The organism is Modestobacter lapidis, assembly GCF_054780755.1.
The window spans coordinates 48254-68316 of the sequence record NZ_BAAGVS010000003.1; the positions used below are offsets into that span (position 1 = coordinate 48254).

The 20063-nt window shown below is 69.7% G+C and carries 20 protein-coding genes, 2 tRNA genes and 1 pseudogene; 10 read left to right on the top strand and 13 right to left on the bottom strand.

Annotation, left to right across the window (positions count from 1 at the left end; genetic code table 11):
* Nucleotides 1-7 precede the first annotated feature (7 nt).
* From clpX to ACYVG5_RS05245, 5 genes are all read right to left on the bottom strand, one after another.
* The gene (gene clpX / locus ACYVG5_RS05225) at nucleotides 8-1282 is read right to left on the bottom strand and encodes an ATP-dependent Clp protease ATP-binding subunit ClpX (protein ID WP_222045547.1); all 1275 of its coding nucleotides are present in this window, start codon (nucleotides 1280-1282) and stop codon (nucleotides 8-10) included.
* Nucleotides 1283-1566: 284 nt separating this feature from the next.
* Nucleotides 1567-2199 (bottom strand): ATP-dependent Clp protease proteolytic subunit, encoded by a 633-nt coding sequence (locus tag ACYVG5_RS05230; protein ID WP_222045549.1) that lies wholly within the window; start codon nucleotides 2197-2199, stop codon nucleotides 1567-1569.
* Between the two features lie 2 nt (nucleotides 2200-2201).
* On the bottom strand, nucleotides 2202-2852 hold the full coding sequence (locus tag ACYVG5_RS05235; protein ID WP_460683008.1) for an ATP-dependent Clp protease proteolytic subunit: 651 nt from the start codon (nucleotides 2850-2852) through the stop codon (nucleotides 2202-2204).
* A 246-nt stretch (nucleotides 2853-3098) separates the two neighbouring features.
* Complete coding sequence (tig, locus tag ACYVG5_RS05240; protein ID WP_222045551.1) at nucleotides 3099-4595, bottom strand: trigger factor; 1497 nt, start codon at nucleotides 4593-4595, stop codon at nucleotides 3099-3101.
* Between the two features lie 112 nt (nucleotides 4596-4707).
* Nucleotides 4708-4781 (bottom strand) — tRNA-Pro (locus ACYVG5_RS05245).
* 77 nt (nucleotides 4782-4858) lie between these two features.
* Between ACYVG5_RS05245 and ACYVG5_RS05250 the strand changes: the two genes are divergently transcribed.
* The 3 genes from ACYVG5_RS05250 to ACYVG5_RS05260 all read left to right on the top strand — a co-directional run bounded on the left by ACYVG5_RS05250 (nucleotide 4859) and on the right by ACYVG5_RS05260 (nucleotide 7451).
* Nucleotides 4859-4929: transfer RNA gene (locus ACYVG5_RS05250), tRNA-Gly, on the top strand.
* A 209-nt stretch (nucleotides 4930-5138) separates the two neighbouring features.
* Nucleotides 5139-5369 carry a hypothetical protein gene (locus ACYVG5_RS05255; protein WP_222045553.1) on the top strand — a complete coding sequence of 77 codons (231 nt, stop codon included), beginning with the start codon at nucleotides 5139-5141 and terminating at the stop codon, nucleotides 5367-5369.
* A gap of 1176 nt (nucleotides 5370-6545) precedes the next feature.
* Nucleotides 6546-7451 carry an ABC transporter substrate-binding protein gene (locus tag ACYVG5_RS05260; RefSeq protein WP_222045555.1) on the top strand — a complete coding sequence of 302 codons (906 nt, stop codon included), beginning with the start codon at nucleotides 6546-6548 and terminating at the stop codon, nucleotides 7449-7451.
* Between the two features lie 162 nt (nucleotides 7452-7613).
* On the opposite strand, the gene ACYVG5_RS05265 is transcribed toward ACYVG5_RS05260, so the two are convergent.
* Entirely contained in the window at nucleotides 7614-7967 is a 354-nt protein-coding gene (locus tag ACYVG5_RS05265) for a hypothetical protein (protein WP_460683009.1), read from the bottom strand.
* 333 nt (nucleotides 7968-8300) lie between these two features.
* On the opposite strand from ACYVG5_RS05265, the gene ACYVG5_RS05270 reads away from it, so the two are divergent.
* Together ACYVG5_RS05270 and ACYVG5_RS05275 are read left to right on the top strand one after the other, a co-directional pair.
* The gene (locus ACYVG5_RS05270; RefSeq protein WP_460683010.1) at nucleotides 8301-8897 is read left to right on the top strand and encodes a biotin transporter BioY; all 597 of its coding nucleotides are present in this window, start codon (nucleotides 8301-8303) and stop codon (nucleotides 8895-8897) included.
* A gap of 1077 nt (nucleotides 8898-9974) precedes the next feature.
* Complete coding sequence (locus ACYVG5_RS05275; protein WP_222045560.1) at nucleotides 9975-12104, top strand: putative bifunctional diguanylate cyclase/phosphodiesterase; 2130 nt, start codon at nucleotides 9975-9977, stop codon at nucleotides 12102-12104.
* A gap of 187 nt (nucleotides 12105-12291) precedes the next feature.
* On the opposite strand, the gene ACYVG5_RS05280 is transcribed toward ACYVG5_RS05275, so the two are convergent.
* Together ACYVG5_RS05280 and ACYVG5_RS05285 are read right to left on the bottom strand one after the other, a co-directional pair.
* Nucleotides 12292-12948: a response regulator gene (locus ACYVG5_RS05280; protein ID WP_222045562.1), complete on the bottom strand. Its 657-nt coding sequence runs from the start codon at nucleotides 12946-12948 to the stop codon at nucleotides 12292-12294.
* Nucleotides 12945-14006 carry a sensor histidine kinase gene (locus tag ACYVG5_RS05285; protein WP_460683011.1) on the bottom strand — a complete coding sequence of 354 codons (1062 nt, stop codon included), beginning with the start codon at nucleotides 14004-14006 and terminating at the stop codon, nucleotides 12945-12947. Before ACYVG5_RS05285 ends, ACYVG5_RS05280 begins: the two co-directional genes overlap by 4 nt.
* Before the next feature lie 262 nt (nucleotides 14007-14268).
* Here ACYVG5_RS05285 and ACYVG5_RS05290 point away from each other — a divergent pair, with 262 nt between their 5' ends.
* Entirely contained in the window at nucleotides 14269-14748 is a 480-nt protein-coding gene (locus ACYVG5_RS05290) for a DUF6326 family protein (protein WP_222045565.1), read from the top strand.
* A 114-nt stretch (nucleotides 14749-14862) separates the two neighbouring features.
* Here the strand turns inward: ACYVG5_RS05290 and ACYVG5_RS05295 are convergent, their stop codons facing one another.
* Nucleotides 14863-15174: a type II toxin-antitoxin system PemK/MazF family toxin gene (locus ACYVG5_RS05295; protein WP_222045567.1), complete on the bottom strand. Its 312-nt coding sequence runs from the start codon at nucleotides 15172-15174 to the stop codon at nucleotides 14863-14865.
* A 411-nt stretch (nucleotides 15175-15585) separates the two neighbouring features.
* On the opposite strand from ACYVG5_RS05295, the gene ACYVG5_RS05300 reads away from it, so the two are divergent.
* Together ACYVG5_RS05300 and ACYVG5_RS05305 are read left to right on the top strand one after the other, a co-directional pair.
* Nucleotides 15586-15822 (top strand): type II toxin-antitoxin system VapB family antitoxin, encoded by a 237-nt coding sequence (locus ACYVG5_RS05300; protein ID WP_222045569.1) that lies wholly within the window; start codon nucleotides 15586-15588, stop codon nucleotides 15820-15822.
* The gene (locus ACYVG5_RS05305; RefSeq protein ID WP_222045571.1) at nucleotides 15819-16148 is read left to right on the top strand and encodes a type II toxin-antitoxin system PemK/MazF family toxin; all 330 of its coding nucleotides are present in this window, start codon (nucleotides 15819-15821) and stop codon (nucleotides 16146-16148) included. Before ACYVG5_RS05300 ends, ACYVG5_RS05305 begins: the two co-directional genes overlap by 4 nt.
* Nucleotides 16149-16155: 7 nt before the next feature.
* Here ACYVG5_RS05305 and ACYVG5_RS05310 read toward each other — a convergent pair whose 3' ends face one another.
* Nucleotides 16156-16335: a hypothetical protein gene (locus ACYVG5_RS05310; RefSeq protein WP_222045572.1), complete on the bottom strand. Its 180-nt coding sequence runs from the start codon at nucleotides 16333-16335 to the stop codon at nucleotides 16156-16158.
* 226 nt (nucleotides 16336-16561) lie between these two features.
* On the opposite strand from ACYVG5_RS05310, the pseudogene ACYVG5_RS05315 reads away from it, so the two are divergent.
* Nucleotides 16562-16729 (top strand): annotated as a pseudogene (locus ACYVG5_RS05315) (transposase); the annotation flags it as partial.
* A gap of 50 nt (nucleotides 16730-16779) precedes the next feature.
* Here ACYVG5_RS05315 and ACYVG5_RS05320 read toward each other — a convergent pair.
* The gene (locus tag ACYVG5_RS05320) at nucleotides 16780-17280 is read right to left on the bottom strand and encodes a hypothetical protein (RefSeq protein WP_222045574.1); all 501 of its coding nucleotides are present in this window, start codon (nucleotides 17278-17280) and stop codon (nucleotides 16780-16782) included.
* A gap of 574 nt (nucleotides 17281-17854) precedes the next feature.
* On the opposite strand from ACYVG5_RS05320, the gene ACYVG5_RS05325 reads away from it, so the two are divergent.
* The gene (locus tag ACYVG5_RS05325) at nucleotides 17855-18475 is read left to right on the top strand and encodes a TetR family transcriptional regulator (protein WP_222045577.1); all 621 of its coding nucleotides are present in this window, start codon (nucleotides 17855-17857) and stop codon (nucleotides 18473-18475) included.
* A 9-nt stretch (nucleotides 18476-18484) separates the two neighbouring features.
* Here the strand turns inward: ACYVG5_RS05325 and ACYVG5_RS05330 are convergent, their stop codons facing one another.
* Together ACYVG5_RS05330 and ACYVG5_RS05335 are read right to left on the bottom strand one after the other, a co-directional pair.
* Nucleotides 18485-19357 (bottom strand): maleylpyruvate isomerase family mycothiol-dependent enzyme, encoded by an 873-nt coding sequence (locus ACYVG5_RS05330; protein WP_222045579.1) that lies wholly within the window; start codon nucleotides 19355-19357, stop codon nucleotides 18485-18487.
* The gene (locus tag ACYVG5_RS05335; protein WP_222045581.1) at nucleotides 19357-20061 is read right to left on the bottom strand and encodes an ABC transporter ATP-binding protein; all 705 of its coding nucleotides are present in this window, start codon (nucleotides 20059-20061) and stop codon (nucleotides 19357-19359) included. The genes ACYVG5_RS05330 and ACYVG5_RS05335 overlap by 1 nt, the downstream gene beginning before the upstream one ends.
* Nucleotides 20062-20063: the final 2 nt, after the last annotated feature.

A 20063-nucleotide genomic window follows, 5' to 3' on the forward strand; every position in this document is an offset into this window, starting at 1 on the left:
TCCTCTTTCAGGCGGACTTCTCCCGGTTCACCCGGGAGGGCTTGCGGGGCACGATCGTCGGGTTCACCCGCTCGAGGACGACGTCCTTGGTGATGACGACGGTCGCGACGTCCTCGCGGCTCGGGACGTCGTACATCACCGACTGGAGGACCTCCTCCATGATCGCCCGCAGCCCACGGGCACCGGTGCCGCGCAGGATGGCCTGGTCGGCGATCGCCTCGAGCGCGTCGTCGGTGAACTCGAGCTCCACCCCGTCAAGCTCGAACAGCTTCCGGTACTGGCGCACCAGGGCGTTCTTCGGCTCGGTGAGGATGTTGATCAGCGCCTCGCGGTCCAGCTTCTGCACGCTGGTGATCACCGGGAGCCGGCCGATGAACTCGGGGATCATGCCGAACTTCAGCAGGTCCTCGGGCATCACCTCGGCGAAGGCGTTGGCCTCCTCGATCTCGGCCTTGCCGCGCACCTCGGCGCCGAAGCCGATGCCCTGCTTCCCGACCCGCTGCTCGATCACCTGGTCCAGCCCGGCGAAGGCCCCGCCCACGATGAACAGCACGTTGGTGGTGTCGATCTGGATGAACTCCTGGTGCGGGTGCTTCCGGCCGCCCTGCGGGGGCACCGACGCCGTCGTCCCCTCGAGGATCTTCAGCAGCGCCTGCTGCACACCCTCGCCGGAGACGTCCCGGGTGATCGACGGGTTCTCGCTCTTGCGGGCGATCTTGTCGACCTCGTCGATGTAGATGATGCCGGTCTCGGCGCGCTTGACGTCGTAGTCGGCGGCCTGGATCAGCTTGAGCAGGATGTTCTCGACGTCCTCGCCGACGTACCCGGCCTCGGTCAGCGCCGTAGCGTCGGCGATCGCGAAGGGGACGTTGAGCATCCGCGCGAGGGTCTGCGCCAGGTGCGTCTTGCCGCAGCCGGTCGGGCCCATCAGCAGGATGTTGGACTTGGCCAGCTCGACGGAGTCGTCGCGGCCGCCGCGCTCCCCACCGGCCTGGATGCGCTTGTAGTGGTTGTAGACCGCGACCGAGAGCGTGCGCTTGGCCTTCTCCTGGCCGATCACGTACTGCTCGAGGAAGTCGTGGATCTCCTTGGGCTTCGGGAGCTCGTCGAACTTCAGGTCCGAGGACTCGGAGAGCTCTTCCTCGATGATCTCGTTGCAGAGGTCGATGCACTCATCGCAGATGTAGACCCCGGGGCCAGCGATGAGCTTCTTGACCTGCTTCTGGCTCTTCCCGCAGAACGAGCACTTGAGCAGGTCGCCGCTCTCACCGATACGTGCCACCTGGCTGACCTCCACCTCGGATGGGCGCCGCGCTCGCGGCCCCGGTTGTGTTCTCGGCCCCTGTATCGACACCCTCTCGGGGCATCCTCGTCCCTGCCGGCACTGACCGGGGGAATCGGGCTCTCCGCCGACCGTACCGGCCACCTACGACCTTCCCGGGCACAAACGCACCCGGCCGTACCGCTCCCGGCCCCCCTGTTCCCAGGTGCCCCAGGGAGCTGGGAGTTCCCCGCACGGTACGGGCCGGGAACGCGACACGCGCGACCCCGGCCCGCACCGAGGAATCACACCGGGGGCAGGGCGTTGAGCTTCCGGCTGGGGATCACCTGGTCGACGATCCCGTACTCCTTGGCCTCCTCGGCGGTGAGGATCTTGTCCCGGTCGATGTCCTTGCGGACCTGCTCCTGGGCCTGGCCGGTGTGCCGGGCCAGGATCTGCTCCATCTGGACGCGCACCCGCTCGATCTCGCGGGCGTGGATCTCCAGGTCGGTGACCTGGCCGCCGGCCTCGCCGGAGGGCTGGTGGATCAGCACCCGGGAGTAGGGCAGCGCCAGCCGCTTGCCCTTGGTCCCGGCCGCGAGCAGGACGGCGGCCGCGGAGGCGGCCTGGCCCATGCAGACGGTCTGGATGTCGGGACGGACGAACATCATCGTGTCGTAGATGGCCGTCAGCGCGGTGAACGAGCCACCGGGGCTGTTGATGTACATGGTGATGTCGCGGTCGGGGTCGTTGGACTCCAGCGTGATCAGCTGGGCCATGACGTCGTTGGCCGAGGCATCGTCGACCTGGACCCCGAGGAAGATGATGCGTTCCTCGAAGAGCTTGTTGTAGGGGTTGGACTCCTTCATGCCGTAGCTCGTGCGCTCCACGAAGGAGGGCAGGATGTACCGGCTGGAGGGCAGCTGGAAGTCGCTCATCGTCACTTCTCCGGTCCGTCGGTGACCGGGTTGTCGGTCGCGGTCATGGCGTCGGCGCGGGTCACCACGTGGTCGACGAAGCCGTACTCCAGCGCCTCCTGGGCGGTGAACCAGCGGTCGCGGTCGGAGTCCTTCTCGATCTGCTCCACCGTCTGCCCGGTGAACTGCGCCTGCAGCTCGTTGAGCTGGTGCTTGGTGCTGCGGAACAGCTCGGCCTGGATGGCGATGTCCGACGCCGTGCCGCCGACGCCCGCGGAGGGCTGGTGCATCAGGATCCGGGTGTGCGGCAGGGAGTAGCGCTTGCCCTTGGTGCCGGCGGTGAGCAGGAACTGGCCCATGGAGGCGGCCAGGCCCATGGCGTAGGTGGCGACGTCGCAGTCGATGAACTGCATCGTGTCGAAGATGGCCATGCCCGCGGTGACCGAGCCACCGGGCGAGTTGATGTAGAGGTGGATGTCGCGCTTGGGGTCCTCGGCCGACAGCAGCAGCATCTGGGCGGCCAGCTGATTGGCGATGACGTCGTCGACCTGGCTGCCGAGGAAGATGATCCGCTCGCGCAGCAGGCGCTCGTAGACCGAGTCGTTGAGGTTCATCATCGACCCGCCGGCGCGCATCAGCGGCGCGCTCGGCGTGGTCAGGTGTGTGTTGCTCACGGGTGCGGTGACCTCCGTAGGACTGCCGGGCAGTCGGTCTCGTGGAACGGGTGGGTCGGTCCGAGGACGGTCGGCGGGAGTGCTGCCGGGGGCCGTCCTGGTGTCACGTCGACCCTAACGCGCACCCCCTGGCCGTTCCTCCCCGTGCGGGTCGGTGTTCGCCGTGGGCGCAGCGCCGGGTCGCCCGGGAACGACGACGCCGCCCGCACCCGGGGGGTGCGGGCGGCGTCGTGGGGCCGGGTCGGATCAGGCCTTGCCGGCCGCCTCCGCGGCGTCGGCCTCGGTGGCCACGGCCTCGTCCACCGTCGCCTCGCCCTCGGTGACGACGGCGTCATCGTCGGCGCCCTGCGCGTCGGCGGCCTCGGGCGCCTCGGCGTCGGCGTCGGCGTCCGGGGCGGCGGGCTCGCCGGCGGCCCGGACGGTCTGCGGGCGCAGCGCCTCCAGGTCGACGACGTCGCCCGAGGCATCGGTGATCGTCGTCTGCTCCAGCAGCTGGGCCAGCGCCTTGGTCCGGCGGACGTCGGCGACGAAGTCGGCGATGTTGCCCTGCTCCTGCAGCTGCTGCGCGTACTGCTCCGGGCTCATCCGGCTGCGCTGGGCCTGGGCCATGATCTGTGCGGAGAGGTCCTCGTTGTCGACGGTGACCTCACGGGAGTCGGCGATGGAGTCCAGCACGAATTGCGTGCGGATCGCCTTCTCCACGTTGTCGCGCAGCTCGGCCTCGTAGGCCTCCTTGTTCTCGACGTCGGCGGCCGCGAAGTAGGCGTCCCAGTCCATGCCGGCCTGCGCCAGCTCGCGCTCCATCGAGCGGGTGCGCCACTCGATCTCCCGCTCGACGAGGTTCTCGGGCACCGGGACCTCGGTGACCTCGAGCAGGTGCTCGACCAGCTTGTCGCGGGCCTGCGCGCCCTGCTGCAGCGTCTTCACCCGGGACAGCCGGGTGCGGACGTCGGCGCGGAGCTCCTCCAGAGTGTCGAACTCGCTCGCCGTGGAGGCGAACTCGTCGTCGAGCTCCGGGAGCTCCTTGGTCTTCACCGAGCGGACGGTGACCGTCACGTCGGCCATCTCGCCGGCGTGCTCGCCGTTCAGCAGGGCGGTGGCGAAGGTGGTGCTCTCGTCGGCGGACAGGCCGCGCACGGCCTCGTCCAGGCCGTCCATCAGCTGGCCGGAGCCGACCTCGTAGGACATGCCGGTGGTGGTGCCGTCCTCCAGCACCTCCCCGCCCAGGGTCGCCTCGAGGTCCAGGGACACGTAGTCGCCGTCGGCCGCGGCCCGCTCGACGCCGGTGAGCATCGCGAAGCGCTCCCGCATGGTGTCGATCTGCTCGGCGATCTCCTCGTCGGTGACCTCGACGTCCTCGACGGTGACCGCGAGGGCGTCCAGGGCGGGCAGCTCCAGGTCGGGGGCGACGTCGACCTCGGCGGTGAACGCCAGGGCCTCGCCGTCGTCGAGGCGGGTGACCTCGACGTCGGGCTGGCTCAGCACCCGCACCTGGTTCTCGCGGACGGCCTCGGAGTAGACCTCCGGGACGGCGTGCTGGACGACCTGCTCGAGGACGACGGGGCGGCCGATCCGCTGGTCGAGGATCCGGTTGGGCACCTTGCCGGGGCGGAAGCCAGGCACGCGGACCTGCTTGCCCAGCTCCTTGTAGACCTCACCGAAGGCGTGGTCCAGGTCGCCCCACGGCACCTCGATCGCGAGCCGGACCCGGGTCGGGCCCAGGTTCTCGATGGTGCTCTTCACAGCGCAGCGCTCCTCTTGGGGAAAGACGGTGGGACGTGACGCCGGTGGCGCCAGGTCGCCCCCGAGTCTAGAGACGTCTCCGACGGCGCCGGAGCCGGACGTTCGTGCACGGTCGGGGTGGCGGGATTCGAACCCACGGCCCCCCGCTCCCAAAGCGGGTGCGCTACCAAGCTGCGCTACACCCCGTGGCCCAGGGGCGAGTCTAGGGGTTGCCCGGCCGGCAGGGCTCGGCCCGGCCACCAGCTAGGCTGTGCGGGCACCTCGCGGGTGTAGCTCAATGGTAGAGCCCCAGCCTTCCAAGCTGGCCATGCCGGTTCGATCCCGGTCACCCGCTCCCACGTCCTGACCAGCCCGGATGCCCGCTTGTGCAGCTCAGCCGGGCAGCGCCGCTCCTTCCGTGCCTTAACGGTGCTGACCTCTGTTGAGCGCTGACCACTGGATTTAGCCGGTGCTCGAGGCACGGATAAGGCACGCCCTCAACGCTCGGGACTCCCAGGGTCTGGTTGAGGAGTCAACCGAACCCTGGGTAGTCCCTACCACCTGATGAGCAGCGAGCGTGGCCTGACACAGCTTCTCCGCACCCACTTGAAGCTGGAGGGGCTACCGACCAAGGACGCCAGCCCCGTGAAGCGCTGGGACGGCAAGACTGGGCGCATTGACCTTCATCTGGCCGAGAGGTACCAAGAGCATGACCGCGTTCGCCATCTGGTGGTCGAACTGAAAGCACCCGACATCACGATCGGTCGGCATGAGTTGGACCAGGTCGAAGACTAAGGCAACGCCATCTTCTCCGGGCCGCAGTTCAGCAGCAGCACCGCGCACTGGGACCTCATCCCCGTTGGCACGGCGCTCGACGACGTAGCCGAGAACCGGATCTTCAAGGAGGACTTCGAACTCGGACAGTTTTGGGAGCCGTCGCCCAAGGCCGGCCGGACCCGCGTCACCGCCTACGTCCGTCGCTGGCGGTACTTGATCGACGAGAACCGCTGGCGATTGGACTTCGTCACGCGGACTCTCGAACACGACCCTTCTATTCCGGAAGGGCTCGGGTATGTACGGGAGCAGTACGAGGACTTCCTTCCGCGCAGGTGAGGGACATGATCTGGTGAAGGTCGCAGCTTCGGGCTGAAAGGCCGCGCAGAAGTGAGCACGCGCCCTCTCGGCCACCAACTCGGCACAACGCGCCGGTGAGCTGCCCCAGGCGGAGAGGGGGAGGCATCCGGGAATCCCTCCTCCGCGGCCGGCGTCATTGGAGTGGCGCACACCATGGTCCGGCGACGACGTGGAGGAGTTCGCTCATCGGTTCGCGCGTGAGGCGCGCGGAAGGCACGACGTCCACTCGTGAGGCTTTCACCAGCGGCTTTACGGCTGGAGTCACCCAGCCTTTCAAGCTGACTGGGCGGGTTCGATTCCGTCACCCGCTCCATGCGATGTCACGGGACACCGTTCACAGGTGTCCCGCCACACCGGCTGCGTTCGGGCCGTTCGCGGTGCCGCCACGACTCTCAACCCTCCGGCGGATGAGAGCTTCCATCACACCCGGCGCGGGACACTTGCCGAGACAAGACGAAGGTCGAGGCCGAACTGGCGCGCACGAAGGCCGCGCTGGGCGTCGTGGGAAAAGCACACGCGCTCGTGGAACTGCTCTCCGAGAGCGCGGACACCGAGCAGCGGTCGAAGAAGTTTTCGCCCCGGCGGCGGCCGAGCTGGCCACCAACACCTCCACCGCCGCCGCGTGCGCGCTGCTGGGCTGGCCGCGGGCCACCCATTACCGGGCCCAGCAGCCGCCCGTCCAGCGTGTGGGCCGGTGATGGTTGTACGGGTGCAGCCAGGCCGGCAGGGCCTTTCGGGGGGCTGGCGCGGCAGATGACCGCGGGGCGTAGGTGCACGGAGCGTGGGGGCAGGATCTGGTAGGCATCCTGGACGTAGCCCCTGCGCGAGGAGAACACAGTGTCTGGCAGAGCGACCGTCGGTCTCGCCCTGGAGTGGTTCGTCAACGTGGACCACGCCCCGATCGTCGTGGCCCTCGAGCGCGGCCTGTTCGACGAGCGTGGGCTCGACGTTCACGTCGTCGAGCCCGTGGACCACGAGGCGGGCATGGCGCTCGTCGCGGCCGGGAAGCTGGACCTCGCGATCACCGAGCCGATCCACATGCCCGGTGAGCGACTGGAGGGCTATCCGATCGTTGCGATCGGCAAGTACTTCGAGACCGGCTTCGGACTAATGCTGAAGGAGGGGGTCGGACTCGGTGACCTGGCGGGGACCACGATCGCCGCGCCGCTCGGTACCTACGCGCCGGCGATGGTGCAGGCGATGGCCGAGTACCGGGGCATCGCGCTGGAGCGCGACGCAATTCACTACGCGGACGTGAGCTACTACCTCGTTGACGCGCTGCGCCGCAACGAGGCGGTCGGCGCGTTTGCGGCCTTCGAGAACGTCGAGGTGCTCGAGGCGCGCGCGGCCGGGATCGAGGTGGAACTCCTGCGCTTCCTCGACCACGATGTGCCATCGCCTGGGCACCTCGTCTTCTGCGCGCACGAAGACGCCGTTGATGATCCGGAGCGGCGCGACGTACTCGAGCGCTTCCTCGGCGGCGTGGTCGCCGGGGTCCACGCGGTCCGCGAGGACCCCGATGGGGCGCTGGAGACGTTCCTCCACGTCGCGCCGCATCTGCGCGGCGAACTGACACAGCAGCAATGGGCGGACACGGTGGGCCGCTTCACCGACGATCTGTCGCTGGACCCAGAGCTGTGGACGCGGCTCGCCCGGTTCGTCCACGAGCGTGGGCTGGTCGAACGCGAAGTGTCCGTCAAGGAGCTGCTCCGGCCGCTCAGGGTGACCGAGCAGGGCGGGTGATCGTGGCGCGTGGGGGGCCCTTGAGGGAATGGTGGCCGCCGCGATTTCGTTCGATCTCCCTGCTCCCGACAGCCTCCGACCTCTTGGCGGAGCTGGCTGGGGTAAATGCGTGCCGCAGGCCCATCCCCTTGCGAAACGTCGCAGACTGCCGCTCGGACGCATTCAGCACTCGCCGTGCAACGTCCCCTTACCGGAAGACTGCTCAAAGGTTGCGTAACGCGAGCCGTCTACCGCGGCGGTACCCGCGGGCATGAGCCGCTTGATGCCGAGCCCGAGAGCGTCGCTCTCGGGCAGGTTGTGGGTCACGACGCTCTGCAGCGTCGCGCCGTCAATCAGAGCCGTCACCGCTGCCGCGGTGACAGGATCCGCATGCGACGCGAGTACCGCAGCGAATCCGTCGAGCCACTGCTTCGCGAGGGCCCCGAGGTCAGGATCGCGGCGGGCGCCGAGGTAGAGCTCGGTCTCAAACCGTTGGGTGGGTCTGGTCCTGTAGGTACTCGTGAATGAGCCCGGCAAGCGCGGACGGCACGTCGCCTGCGTCGCGCAGGACACCCGACACCCCGGAGCACGGCGATTGCGGTCGAGACGGCGGCCGGCTCCTACTCGGTGTCGACATCGAACATCTCCTCCACTGTGCGGCCGAAGTGCCGCGCCAGGCACAGCGAACCGCAGCGACTCCCCCTGCACGCTCGCGGTGGAACCCCGCAGGAGCACTCGGGAGAGCGGCGAGCTGGCCGACGCCTGGCCGGCCGCCGCCGTCGCTGCTCCGGGCGGTAGTGCAGACTCACCGGTGATCAGCGGCGCCTCCCGTCGATCGGGCGGGTGCCGATCAGCCGTTCAGGAGGTTCTGTGGCCACCGCTTCCATGCCCGCCCTACCGTCGCGCCCGCTCGTCCTTGCCGACCTCGTCCCCGCCGTCCGTGCCCGCAACGTCGTCCTCGTGGCGCTCGGCGTGCTATTCACGGCGCTGCTCGCGCAGGTGGCGGTACCGGTGCCGGGCTCGCCCGTGCCGATCACCGGTCAGACACTGGCCGTGGTGCTCACTGCCTCCGCGCTCGGGCCGGTCCGGGGTGTCGCCGTGCAGGCGTTCTACATCCTGGCCGCGCTCGTCGGCTTGCCGTTCTACTCGGAGGCCAGCGGCGGCTTCGAGGTCGTTGTCGGGGCCACCGGCGGATACGTCGTGGGCTTCATTCCGGCCGCGTTCCTGATCGGCCTGGCCGCCAAGCACGGTGCCGACCGCAACCCCCTGAAGTCCGTGCCGCTGTTCGTCGGTGGCCAGGCGGTCATTTTCGCCGTGGGTGTGCCTTGGCTGGCCGTGAGCGCCGGACTGACGGCGAACCAGGCGCTGGACGCCGGCTTCTACCCGTTCATCCTGGGCGGCATCGTCAAGGCCGCCGTTGCGGCCGCGGTGCTGGGGACGGCCTGGAAGCTCACCCGCCGCGCCTGATCAGCTCAGCTCCTCGACCCCCTGGCGCTCCTGCGTCAGGGGGTCGTCGCGTTCCCGGGTCCCCGGGCGGCGCGGCCCTCCCTCGGTCCATGCGCGGCCGGAGAAGGGGGCGGTTTCGGCGTGATCTTGGTTGTCGCGCGTGCCCGATGGAGCCTTTCAGGGGTCGCGGTCAAGCATCCCTTACAGGGCTGCCTCGAACTGCCCCTGAAGACAAGGAGGACGTCGCGACAGGCGCTTCCCCCGGCAGTCTGGGCCGATGCCAAAACTGCCGCAGCCCATCATCGAAGTCGCGTGGCGCCAGGCCGGCGAGGAAAACAAGATCCACTACCGGGCGCGGCGACCTGATGGGTCCCGCGCCGGCTGCTCGCGCGGCAGGGTGATGGGCTCTATGACCTGCTTGAGCAGCATCTTGCGGCGATCGGTTGCACAGACCCCAAGAGCACTGGAGATGCCGTCGAGGAGCCCTGACCCGTCCGCTCACGGCTGTCCTGCCCGGGATCGGTGATCCTGATGTCACCGTTTCCGGGGATTCGCTTGCGGCGCACCCGTCTCGGTGAATCTGCGGCGCCGGGCGACGACCTTCACTGCGTGGCTGTCGGGGTAGAACCGCCTCGCGACTGCGCCCGAGCATCGAGTCTTATTGATCAAGGTGACGCAGGACCTCGGCGCGCAGCCCGCTCTCCCCCCATCGGTTGCACTTCCCCACACGACAACGACAGCAGCGACTGGATGCTTGAGACGCCGACGGCTGCGAGTTCCCGCGCCCGGGTGAGGCCAGGTTCCGCCCCGTTACTCCGAAGGCAGCGGACTTTGAGCATCGGTGGGCAGATGGCACCGTGCCGGGTCCCTCAACGCACCGAAGACACCCCGCTTCCCGCCCGGGCGGCCCGGGCGGGCTTCTAGCCGAAAGGCATCGGCAGCCGCATCGCCGGTAGAGGGGCGCCCTGGAACCGCTCCCCCGGTTCCGCTGAAGCCGGCCCCGCGGCTCCGCGTGGCTGGGTACGCACGGTCGTTCGCTGGTCACTCGGACGGGGGTGTGGTGTCCAGCTAAGCCGGCCGTATGACGACATTGTTCGCATGGTGAACAAGACGCCACGTCTGCCGGTGTATGAGTCGATGTTTGTGCACGGCATCGACGGGCTTCTCCTGACCTCCCCGGACGGGCGGATCCTTCGCGCCAACCCGCGGGCCTGTGAGCTCCTGGGCCGGTCGGCGGCGGAGTTGCCCGGGCTTGGCCGCGACGACGTCATTGATCCGCACGATGACCGATGGGCCGAGGCGATCGAAGCGCGGCGTGAGTCCGGCTCCTACCGCGGTGTGCTGCGCGTGCGCCGAGCCAACGGGTCGACCTTCCCGGTCGAGATCAGCACTGCGTTGCTGTCGTCCGGCGACACGGCCTACGTCAGCTTCCGGGACATGACCGCTGCCGAAGCGGAGGCCTTCCGCCTCGTGGAAAACCGTCGAGCCGCGGCCGAAGTCATCGACAGCCTGGAGTCCTTCAGCGACGGGTACATCGGGGTGGATCCCGACTGGCAAATCACCTACATCAACGGCCGGGCCGCCGACGCGCTGGGCGTCTCGCCCGATGAGGTCGTGAGCCGGAACCTGTGGGAGCAATTCCCGGATCTGCTGGGCACGCCGATCGAGCGGGCCTACCGCCAGGTCGCGGCCACCGGCGAGCCGGTCACGATGGAGACGCCCTACGGCGACGCCGGACGCTGGTATGAGGGCCGAGTGACCGGGCTGCGCCGCGGCGGCATCGGCATCTACTTCCGCGACATCACCGAGCGGCGGGCCATGGAAGAGGAGCGGCAACAACTCCTCGCCTCCGAGCGGGCCGCCCGAGCGGCCGCCGAGCAGGCGCATGTGGACCTCGCCTACCAGGCCACGCGTGATGAGCTGACCGGCCTGCTCAACCAGGCCGGTCTGGCGCAACAGGTCAACGCCTACCTCACCGCGTGGCCGAACACCCCGATGACGGTCCTGGTTGTCGATCTCGACCGATTCAAGCTGGTCAACGACAGCTTCGGCCACCGGGTCGGCAACGACCTCCTGACCGTCTTCGGGCAGCGCCTGGCCGAACTGCCCGAACCGGCCGACCTGTTTGGCCGGCTGGGCGGGGACGAGTTCGTCATGGTGCTGTTCGATGTCCCCACCTCGGCGGCCGACCGGATGGCCGAAGCGGTACTGGCCGCCAGCCGTGAACCAGTCAACGTTGGCACGGCCCTGCTGGTCACCGCCAGCGTCGGCCTGGCGGCGGTCGCCAAGCCCACCGGCCTGGACACGGCGCTGCGGGAGGCCGACGCGGCGATGTACCGCGCGAAAGCCGCCGGGCGCGACCAGGCCGCCTGGTTCGACCAGCAGATGCACGTCGACGCAGTGCACCGGGCGCAGACCGAGTACGACCTGCGGCAGGCCCTGGATCGCGACGAGCTCTACCTGGACTACCAGCCGGCGTTCGATCTGCGCTGCGAGCGGCTCAACCACGTCGAGGCACTCGTCCGCTGGCGGCACCCCACCCGCGGCGTCGTGCCGCCGCTGCAGTTCATCCCGATCGCCGAGGACTCCGGCCTCATCCGCCGGCTCGGCGAGTGGGTGTTGGCTCGCGCCGTCGAGCAGGCCGCCCGCTGGGCGCACATCCCTGGCCTGCGGGTCTGGATCAACGTCTCCCCGCAGCAGCTGGCCCAGCCCGGCCTGCCCGAGCTGATCGCCACACACCTCAACCGCGTCGGCCTGCCGGCGTTCCACCTCGGCATCGAGGTCACCGAGTCCGCGCTGGCCGACCAGACTCGCATCACCCGAGTGCTGGAGGAGATCCGCGAGCTCGGGGTGGCCGTCGCCATCGACGACTTCGGCACCGGGTACAGCTCCCTGGCCCGGCTCAGCAACTTCCCCGTCGACGTCATCAAGATCGATCGATCGTTCGTCAACGACGTCGAGACCACGCGAGGCGAAGCCGTGCTCGCCGGCATCGTCACCCTCGCCCACGCCATCGGAGCGCACGTCATCGCCGAGGGCGTCGAAACCAACGCGCAACTGGCCGCCCTCAGCGCCCTGGGAGTCGACTCAGCCAGCGGCTACCTACTCGCCAAGCCCACGGCGCCCGAGCATCTCCCCCTGCCACGAACCACTGACCCGGCGACCTCGGGTGGCGCCCGCCTGCACCCGACCCTCCAGAACCTGCTGCGCCAACTGTCAACGGCCTGACGCGGACCGCGAGGGTGCTGCCAGTACCTGTCCGGTGCCGGGTCACGCCCTGGATAGGAAAATCCTCGACGTCGCTGGAGACTGCTGATCCCTCTGTGGGCTCGTGCTGTCCTGGCCGCGGGGACGACCGGCACCTCGCACTTTCGGCTGAGGCGTCACCGCTGTGGCCTCGGGGCTTGCGAGCGGATCAGGTGTCGACGCGGCGCGTCTCGTAGGCCCACATGACGATCTCGACGCGGTTGCGGGCGTTCAGCTTGCGCATCAGAGCGGCGACGTGGGTCTTGACGGTGCTGAGGCTGATCGACAGCTCATTGCCGATCTCGCTGTTGGTCCTCCCGCGAGCGGCAGCGAGCAGGACCTGTTCCTCGCGAGAGGTCAGCGGCTCGACGGGCTCGGGTGGCATCGGACGCGAGCGGTTGTCGGCGAAGGAGGACAGGAGCCTCGCGGTGATGTTCGGTGCGATCAGGGCGTCACCGCGGGCGGCGGCATGCACGGCCTGGGTGAGCAGTTCGGCACCGGCGTCCTTGAGCAGGAACCCGCGGGCCCCTGCCTTCAGCGCGCCGTAGACGTACTCGTCGAGGTCGAAGGTGGTGATGACGACGACGGCCAGAGGATCGGCGATGTCGGCTCCGGCGAGCTGCCGGGTGGCCTCGATCCCGTCGACCTCGGGCATGCGGATGTCCAGCAGGCACACATCGGGACGCAGCGAACGGGCCATCGAGATGGCCCGACGGCCATCGGCGGCCTCGCCGACGACGGTGATGCCCGGTTGGGCGTTGAGGATCATGCACAGCCCCGCCCTGACGATGTCCTGGTCGTCGGCGACGAGCACGCGGATGGTCATGACGCACGCACCGTGTGAGGCAGCGAGGCATCGACGCTCCAGCCGCTGTCCGGGTCAGGTCCCGCCCGCAGGGTGCCGCCGAGCAGGCTCGCCCGCTCGGCCATGCCGCGCAGCCCGTAGCCGGCGGGCGTAGGGCTGGCCGTACTTGCCGCGCCGTCATCGTGAACTCGCAGGTGCACCTGACGGCGGGATGCGGTGACGTCGACGGTGACGTGGGTGGCGCCGGAGGCGTGGCGGGTCGCGTTGGTGACCGCCTCGGCGGCGATCAGGTAGAGGGCGGTGCTGACTGCTGGGTCGACGGCCTCGACGTCACCGGAGACCTGCACGCGGACGCCCAGCACCTCGCCTCCGGGGCGAGCGAGCCGCTCGATGTCCGCCACGCCCCGCCGGGGGGCGAGATCGGCGTCCGTTCCGTCGCGCAGCACACCCACCAGCGCCCGCATCTCCTTGAGCGTCCGGGACGCCTCTTCCTCGATGGTGACCAGGGTGGCCAGCGCGCGCTCAGGATCTGCCGCCGACAGCGCGCGACCTGCCTGTGCCTGGACGGCGATCGCTGAGACGCGATGTCCGACCGTGTCATGCAGCTCGCGGGCCAGCTCGTTGCGCTGGCGCAACCGCACCTGCTCGATCTCGCGGTCGTGGCTGCTGGTGCGGTAGCGCACCGCCGCGCCCAGCGCGGCCGAGAACAGGAAGAAGCCGTAGCCGGCGACCCTCTCCGCAGGTGAGGTCGGGTCCACTACGAGGGTGACGGGCAGCCAGATGAGGATGATGCCGAGTCCGAGGGCAGCCTCGCGACCTGCCCCCCAGCGCAGGAGGGCGTAGGGCAGCACGAGCACCCCGGCGATGCTCTGCAGGCCGGTGGCATCGACGGCCACGATCCTCGCGACGTCGAAGGCAAGGAGGGCTCCGAAGGCGACGGCGACCGCGGCCAGCGGGCTCGTGCGCCGCCACAGCAGGCACGCTGCCACGACGAGGCTGACGCTGAGGACCAAGGGCGCCCATGCCTTGTCCTCGCGCAGCAGCATCTCGACGAACGAGCTCGTGACGAGAACCGCCACGACAGCCCAGTCTCGCCAGACCCGCGCAGGCGGGCGATCCGGGCGCGGCTCGGCCCACAACGCAGCCAGCATGCTTCCCCCTCCCCGCCAACGTAGAGGGGCCGCCGCGCGGGCGGATCAGCCGAAAGTACTGCGGATGCCCTGTACCTGCGGCCAGGACAGCTGGAGCCCGCAGGCGGATGTGCCGCCTGTCAACGCTCGTCATGGTGACGACATCGACTGAGCCGACCTGGCCAGCTCGTCAGCACACACAGGAGAAGTGATGACCAGAAGCAGCACGACCGCCGGCGCATTCCAGGAAGCGCAACTCCCGGTTCGAACGAAGCTCGCAGCGGCCTGGACCAGCTTCATGTTCCTCTACATCTACGTCGACTACCTCGCCCTGTACAAGCCCGGCCTCATCGACGAGATCCTGGTCGGCGTCGTCCATGAGTTCGACACCGGCCCGACCTTCGTCGCCAGTGCGCTCACACTCATGGCCATCCCGATCCTCATGATCCTGCTCTCCACGACACTGCCCGCCCGTGTCAACCGCGCCACCAACCTCGTCGTGGCAACGCTCTACATCCCCATCTCGATGTACAACGTGGCCGGCGAGGAGTCCTGGAACTACTCCTACTTCTACGGCCTCTCCATCGGACTCGAGGTGCTGCTCCTGGCCTTCATCCTGCGCGCCGCCTGGACCTGGCCCCGGACCACTCGAGCCACCGCCGGCCGCGACCTCGCCCAGGCCCGGGTGTGACGCTCGAGGCAGGCGCCCGGTGCCCGTGGTCGGTGACCTGAGCTCTGGTGAGCAGCGACTGATCTCATCGCCTCCGCCGAGGGCGCCGGGCTAGGGCAGGTTGCGGGGTGTTGGTCACAGGCCGAGGACCAGGCGCAGCGCGGCGTCAACCTGGCGCAATGCATCGAAGCTGAGGTGCCCGGCCGACTCACCTAGGCGCTGCGGGTCCACCGCACTCGTCTGTTCGGCCAGCACCCGGGTTGGTCGGCCGTCGATGGACACCTCAGGACGGAACGTGGCCGCTCGGGCCGAGGTGGACGTCGGCGCGACCAGCCAGGTCGACAGCGGCAGCAGGTCGGACTGGACGACGACGGCATAGCGGGTGCCGGCCTGCTCATGGCCCTGGGCGCCGCGGGGAGAGCGCAGGCGGTAGACCTCACCACGCACGCAGCGTCTCCATGTCCCGGAGGACCTGAGCGCTCTCGGCACGGTCGGTGTCATCGGCTGCCAGCGCAGTGGCCTCGGCGCGCAGCCTGTCCTGCGCCGCTCTCCTGGCGGCATCGATCAAGGCCGCTCGAACGGCTGTAGAGATTGCGCGGATAGGTCATGGGCGGCGAGCGGGTCGGGCGTCCCAGCGGTGGGTGGCCCAGGCGGTCCGCAGTAGCCGACGGACGATGATGACTGTCCCGGGCCGGCTTCAGTGGATGCTCCCAACCGACGCACCGACGGTGTCCGGGCGGTGGTCCGATCGTGCTCGCCCCTGCCGGTGAGCCCGAGCTCGCCGCACGGCAGCCCCGCGCGGCGCTGATGCAGATGTCGTCGTAGTGCTGGGGACGACAGTCGTGGCATGATTGTGGCATGAGTAGAACACGACTCAGCACCACCGTCGACGAGGATCTCCTTCAGGCCGCTCGACGTCTGCGATCCGGTGACACCGACGCCGCCATGATCGATGAGGCGCTGCGCGCGCTGGTGGCGCGCCACCGTTCAGCCGAAGTCGAGGCGAGCTACACCGTCTACGACGAACACCCGCTCGACGAACCGGACGAGTGGGGTGACCTGGCTTCGTTCCGCGAAGCTGCCGCACGATCGTGACCACGCTGCCCGCGCGCGGCGAGGTCTGGTGGTGCGAGATGGCTGAGATCGGGCGCCGCCCGGTCGTCGTGCTCTCCCGCGACGCAGTGATCCCCCGACACCGGCGTGCACTCGTCGCACCGTGCACCACCACCATCCGTGGCCTGGTCAGCGAAGTCGGCCTCGAGCCGGGCGAGGACCCGGTACCCCGCCGTTGCGTGGTCAACATGGACTCGGTCGAGAGCGTCTCTGTCGCGATCCTCGTCGAGCGGCTCGGACGATTGGCCGACACCCGCATGCGGCAGATCTGCGGAGCCCTCTCCGTCGCGGTCGACTGCGCGGAATGACGCTGTCTCAGTGGAGGAACCACCCGGACCATCGCAGGACGATGCACATGCCGTCGGCCCCCGTCCCGTAGGACCGGCCCGGTGAGCCCTCAAGGACGGGGAGGACAACCAGGCTCTCCTCGGCCGGCGTGGGCGGCAGGGCGCGGAACCGCGGCTGTCCCAGACTGGAGTAGAGCAGCTTGCTCATCGGGCAAGCACGCTTGCAGCGCAGCGAGGCATGGCTCGCGGCACTCCGGCCGCGTGATCCCGGGCCGGCGTGGCCGCGGTTGCAGCCGCGACCCGCAGCACTCGACTGGCGATGGACCGAGCGACAACGAGGAGCTGCGCCTCCGGTCGCCGTATGTGGCGCTGAGGCACCCGGTTCGGTTGACTCCTGCCTGCGAGGCTGCGGACTCGCTGAAAGGTTCAGCATCGTGCGCAAGCCGTTTCCGCCGGAGTTCCGGCGTGACGTCATCGCCGTGGCCCGCAAGGGCGAGGCGTCGATCTCCCAGGTCGCCCGAGATTTCGGGATCTCGGAGTTCTGCCTGCAGCGCTGGCTGAGGATCGCCGACCGAGACGACGGCCTCGCCCCGCCCGCGGCCGGCGACCGCGGCACCGGTGAGAAGACCGACTTCGCGGAGTTCGGATCCGGTCACTCGGCGGCTGGGACTTCGAGCCGATGTCGGACGGCGATCCGTTGGACGATCTCCTCCAGCGGAACGGCCAGGCGTTCGGCAGCTACCCGGCTGTAGATGACGACGGCGTAGGCGGAGTACTGCCACAGCGGGGACTGCCACCAGCCGACGTCCTTGGCCAGATCGGGCCGGAGCCCTCCGCGCATGCAGGCGACGGCGTACAGGGCGTACTGGCTGTTGCGGTGCTCCACGCGGCCACGGAAGGTCACCTCGGGCAGGTATCGCTCGCGCAGCCCCTCGTAACCGAGCAGTTCAGAGCCGGCAGGACAGGCGAGATCCAACGCCGTGACGGCGAGATCGAGCAGGGCGACATCCGGGGTGAAGCGACCGGGCACGTGATTCGGCGCCACAGCCACCGTGACGTCGTAGATGTCGTCACCGCGGACGAGGCCGGTCAGCATGGCCAGCTGGGCAGAACGATGGAGCCGAGCCGGCTCGACGCCTGTCCGCTTCGCCATGCCTGCAGTGTGCCGCGACGAGGGTCGAATGGCGCCACACGCGCTTCCGCGTTCGGGCGGCCGAAGGCCGGCGCAGCCCACGGCCCGCGGTCACCACTCCCCACGTAGCGGGCCGACATCGGCGGTGCCTACCCCGGCGGATCCCACCTCGCGGGGTGGGTCGGCCCACCCCTGAGGGGTCTGGAACGGACGGCGGCGTGGCACGAGGGTCGACCTGTCAGCAATCCGAACCCCAGAGGAACGAGGACACGTCATGAACAAGATCGTGAGTGCGAGTTTTTCGCCGGCATGACCAGACAGCAGGATCACGCGGTGGCCGTCGTACACCACGCCAGCAGACCGGACCGCCATGCCGGTCCGATCCCGGTCACCGTTCCACCTACGACCGCAGCGCCTCCCGCTCGTCCGGAGGACAGCGGGGCGAAAGGGCATGCATGGGTGCCCTATCGTGAAGGCGGAGCCTGGGAGTCCTCGGGGTGCTCGGCCGTCGCAGCGCGGTCAGCCTCTGTCGCCGGCCCGACACGGCTCCTCGCCGTGCAGCTGATCGTCGGTTCGGAGAGCGGAGGTAGGCGCGGTGCCTCGTGCCCAGAAGGCGGTGCGGCGCCAGCGCAACGGTCGCGACTACGACGACCGGTTCAGAGGGATCCTGGACGTCGCCGCGGAAGTGTTCTACATCCGGGGCTTCCCCCAGGGGACGCTCACCGAGATCGCCGACCGCGTGGGTCTCACCCAGCCGGCGCTCTACCACTACGTCAAGAGCAAGGACGAGCTGCTCGCGCTCATCGTCAACCAGGTGGCCACGGACCTGAGCGCGGCGGCGGACCAGGCACTGACCGAGGGCGACACGGGCGCCGAGAAGCTGCAGGCGCTCATCCACCGGGTGACGGCGAGCATCGTGGCCAACCGGAAGACCTTCACCGTCTACTGGCAGGAACTGAAGTCGCTCCCCGACGAGATCCGGATCGCCATCCGGGCCGACGAGCGACAGTTCGTCAACCAGATCCTGGGTGTGGTGGAGGAAGCCCAGCAGGAGGGCGCCCTGCCCGCGGACCAGCCCGCCTGGGTGCTGACCGAGGCCATTCTCGGCATGGTCTGCTGGGTGTACCAGTGGTACTCCCCCGACGGTCCGATGTCGGAGGACCAGATCGCGTTCGCCTTCATCCGCCTCCTCGGGCTGGCCCCCGCGCGAAGCTGAGATCCGCCGTCACACGAAGGCGCGGGCCGTGTCGAGCTGCGACCGCGCCACCGCCGACCCGGTCGTCCGGAGGAAGGGCCGCAGGGGGCCGGGAGCGACGCGCCGACTGCACAGCGCGACCCACGCCCAGCCCTCGCCCTCGACCGCCGCCGGATCGGCCCCGCTGCCCACGTTGCGCTGCCACTGCCCGCCGGCCGGGCCACCGAGGGACATCGACACGCTGACGGTGGGCGGCAGGCCGGCGCGGTGGATCGCGTAGGCGAGCGATCGCACCCCGAGATCGGCCACCCAGTACGCCCGGTCGTCGAGCACGTGCCGACGCCCTCCCGCAGCGCTGCAGTCCCAGCCGTGGATCCAGGTCTCCATGGCCCGTGACTGCGCCAGCGCCAGGCGCGAGATGGGCTGCACCGCCCACTCCACCGGCTGGAAGCGGTCGGCGGGATCCACCCGGCGGAGCTCGCCCAGCAGCGACGTCCGCGTTTGCCGCCACAGGGCGGTCGCCTCCTCCAGCGATGCCCGGCCGTGGCCGCGCACCCGCCGGTCGATCTCGGCGTCGGCATCGGTGCCGGCCGGTGCCCACCGCTCGCCCCGGAGCGCCCGGACCGCGTCCTGGTCGCCGAGCGCCAGGTGGGTGACCACGTCGGTGACGGTCCACCCCGCGCAGGCCGACGGGCGGTCGCCATCCCGGCGGTCGAGGGCGGCGAGCGCCTCGACGGTGTCCTCGGTCAGGGTGTGCAGGTCCGCGATCAGCTGGGCCCAGTCCCGGCGCCGCCGTCCCTCCCCTGCCGCCGCGGGATCGGGTGCGCCCACCTGCAGGCCCAGGTCCGTGAGCACTGCCTCGCGGGCGTCGTCGGCACCACGCCCGGCCGCGTCCGCCGCCATCACAGGCCGAGGTAGATGCGCTCGATGTCCGCATCACCGGCGAGCTGGTCGGCCGGCCCCTCGGCGACCACCCGGCCGCCGGTGAGGACGTAGCCGCGGTCGGAGGCGGTCAGCGCGATGGCGTTCTGCTCGGAGATGAGCACCGTCAGCCCCTGGGCCCGCAGCGCGGCGATCCGCTCGAACACGCTCTCGACCAGTGCCGGCGCCAGGCCCGTCGAGGGCTCGTCGAGCAGCAGGACCTTCGGCCGGGTCATCAGTGCCCGCCCGATCGCGAGCATCTGCTGCTCCCCGCCGCTCATCGTGCCCGCCAGCTGGCGCTGTCGTTCGGCCAGCACGGGGAAGAAGTCCACCACCTCCTCGAGGCGCTGGGCCCGCTCGGCGCGCGAGAGCTTGAGCGCGGCCACGGACACCAGCAGGTTCTGCCGCACGGACAGGGAGGGGAACAGGTGCCGCCCCTCGGGGACCAGCACCAGTCCGTCCCGCACCCGCTGGCGCGGCCGGTCGTGGGTGATGTCCTGACCGGCAAGCTCGACGGTGCCGGCGAGCACCGAGACGATCCCGGCCATCGCCCCCATGAGGCTCGACTTCCCGGCACCGTTGGCACCGATCAGACACACGACCTCACCCTCGGCCAAGTGGATCGACACCTCGTGGACGGCCCGCACCTGGCCGTAGCCGGCGGAGAGCCCTCGGATGGACAACACCG